This window comes from Luteibacter sp. P4_D7_3 (assembly GCF_056401735.1).
On the sequence record NZ_JBFUIT010000429.1, the window covers coordinates 1 to 2650 of the forward strand.

The following is a 2650-nucleotide window of genomic DNA, read 5'->3' on the forward strand; positions in this document are numbered from 1 at the left end:
GTCATGAAGCCGCACGTCTGGCTAAAGCGCACGGATGCGGACCGCTCGCCGCTTCAACGCGTCATAGGTCGCATCATCAGGAAAGTCGGTGAGACGGAAGCGCGGCGGATCGAGGTCATCGACCGGTGTCGCTAGTTCAGGGATGTACGCGACGGCATCATCCCACCCGATCTCCAGCACTTCCTTTCGTTGATCGCAAAATAACCAGAGTTCGTCGCAACGGGGAAGAAGGGTCAAAACGTCACGCGTCCATTGCGCCGATCCAGTGATTCGTCCGGTATCCGTTTGCTCAACAGCATGGTACGTGGCGACAAAGACATCCGCGCCTTCCTTCTCGTGGACTTTCTCAAGTAGTGTTTTCTGATCGTCGTAGGTCCCGATGAGGCGTTTGTACCGCGCCACGTTCAAGCGCCTGGCCGTCTCCGTGGGCACTTTTCCCTGGAACGGAATCCACGCGCCGCTGCGAAGAACAAGGAGTTGGCCGCTCAGCGGACGCGTCTCCTCTTCGAGAATACCTGCTGCGAGCGTCGCGATCAGCGCGACACCTTCGTCGTCGAGGCTGCCTGTAACGAACAATTTGTCCCGGCAAGGAATCACGGCCACAGGCTCACCGTGAACGGGCAGCCGATGGATCATGTCCGTAAGCAGCATCCGGGAGGCGTCGTAAACGTCGTTCCATGTGGAGATCCATATGCCGCCGTGACGGTCCATGCCGGCATCGCTGGTCCTGTCGCGTAAGTTGGTCAAGGCGCGCGCGAAGGCAGCCTCGGCGTCCAGGCCCCAGGAGGTGAGAGTCTTAAGGCTAACGGTCGTCGTGGCGTGCTCGGAGTCCAGTACAAGGGCGACGGATAAGTTATCGGCAAAGGGCCGAAGACACGGCCCTCCACCCGTACCTGTACGCCCGGAAAGCCGGGCCGAGAGTAGTCCCCAGGCGAACATGGCCGGATCGCGGATGACTGGCATGAGCCTGGCAAGGGTATCTTCGGCGCATTCGTCAGGATGATCGTCGGTCATGCTCGCCAGATACTTGTCGACGATGTCGTTACGTTGCTTTGGCGGGACTGCCGACGCATCCTTGAAAGCGTTGTGCAGGCTCATGAGCCAAGGCTGGCCGTCGGCCAGCTCGAAGTCGATCTGGAACACCTCGGCGTCATACCTTGCAGATACGGGCTGAGCGAGGATTTCGGCCCGTTGGATGACCAGGGCGGCGAAGTCGTCTTTGGACAGCGTGCGCCGGAACCTATCGAGGATGCGCAATGACGGTCCTTGAGGGCAGTATGTGGCAGGGAATCTAGCCGACAGGGCGGGGGATTGCCAAGGTGTGCACGGGCAGGAGCCATCCATCCCGAGGCGCTCGGCTCTTGGCGTTATGATCTGGAAGTGCGGTGGCTTACATGCCGTGGGGCACTACCGGAGTGCCGTCCGAGAACGTGCTTGTCGCCACCAAAAAGACTGAGATGGGCGGAAGGGCGGCGATGTCAGCATCATGGCCCGGAAGCAGGTACCAGTAGCTGCCGCCGATCACGGGTGAACCTAGCAGGTTCGCACCCCAGGTCGTGGCGTCCTTGGTGGGGACGTAGAACATGACGTGCGCCATGTTGTGCTCACCCTGTGCGGACAGGTACGCGTTCTTCGACATCATGTAGCACATGGCGCCGGCCGCGAGCGGCGGAATCTCGCCAGTGCGCAGGGCGGCCTTGATGCGATCCATGATCTGTCCATCGGATTTGCCCGCAAGCGTAAGGGCGGTACGCAGCTTCAGAAGGGCCGTCATCGTCGGCACGGCCGGCGGAATATCGCAGGCGGCGGCACGAATCCTGGTGTCCCAGCGCTCGGGCCAATCGGGGGCGCCACCAAAGCCGCGGCCGACGTAGCAGACAAACCCATTGCTTCCCTTGACCGCCGTTTCGTAGCCCGCACGCGTCAGCACCAGGACGGTCGCATCCTTGGCAATCGCCGCCGGGGCGGCGCTCCTGGCCAGGCTGATTTCCGTTGCCCGGTCCAACAGGTAGGCGTCGATCGGTGCCATTCCCGGACTGTCTTTCGCGTGTAGCGCCGCGCTGGCGAGGCCGAACAGGAGCGACGCCGCACAGGCTGCTACGTGGCTGAAACGGCGGGTCGGAAGCCTGCCGTGCATACGGTTGAGAGGACGGATCATCATCTTGGGTTCTCCTGGATGGCGGAGGTCGCCATATTCAGACGTCGATTGAGTGAAGCGGAAATCGACAGCCTCAAGAAAAAGGCCGATTGACGTGGGCCAAGTGGAGCGGGCTATGATCCACCGGAGCCAGGGGGGAATGACAATGCAGTCTCTAACTGCAAGTCCTATATCAGGATATCGACTTCAAGGTTGGCTGGCGATCACCAGCGGCGTCTTCGGCATCGCGGCGTTTGCATGCCTCATCGTGTTCCTGGTGATGAGACCTTCGGATCCGCAGACCTCTCACCTTCTGCTCCGGAGCCATGATGCCGGGGTCATTGTTCAATCTCTCTGCCTGATGCCGTTCGCCCTTGCGCTGGGCGCTATCGCTCGCCAGCATTCGCCCGGATCGAGTCGGGTGATGGGTATCGCGGCGGGAGCCTTTCTCACCCTGGTCGTTATCCTGATGGTGTTGAGCTTCGTCAACATCGTCGCGGACGTGCTCTATAT

The 2650-nt window shown here is 61.1% G+C and carries 3 protein-coding genes; 1 reads left to right on the forward strand and 2 read right to left on the reverse strand.

The features are described from left to right. Positions 1–21: 21 nt before the first annotated feature. Entirely contained in the window at positions 22–1257 is a 1236-nt protein-coding gene (locus AC1DSN_RS21065; protein ID WP_477296724.1) for a DUF1444 domain-containing protein, read from the reverse strand. Positions 1258–1390: 133 nt separating this feature from the next. After that, the gene (locus tag AC1DSN_RS21070) at positions 1391–2161 is read right to left on the reverse strand and encodes a hypothetical protein (protein WP_477296725.1); all 771 of its coding nucleotides are present in this window, start codon (positions 2159–2161) and stop codon (positions 1391–1393) included. Positions 2162–2297: 136 nt separating this feature from the next. Here AC1DSN_RS21070 and AC1DSN_RS21075 point away from each other — a divergent pair. After that, positions 2298–2650: hypothetical protein (locus AC1DSN_RS21075; RefSeq protein WP_477332673.1), on the forward strand; the 353-nt coding region annotated here is incomplete at its 3' end.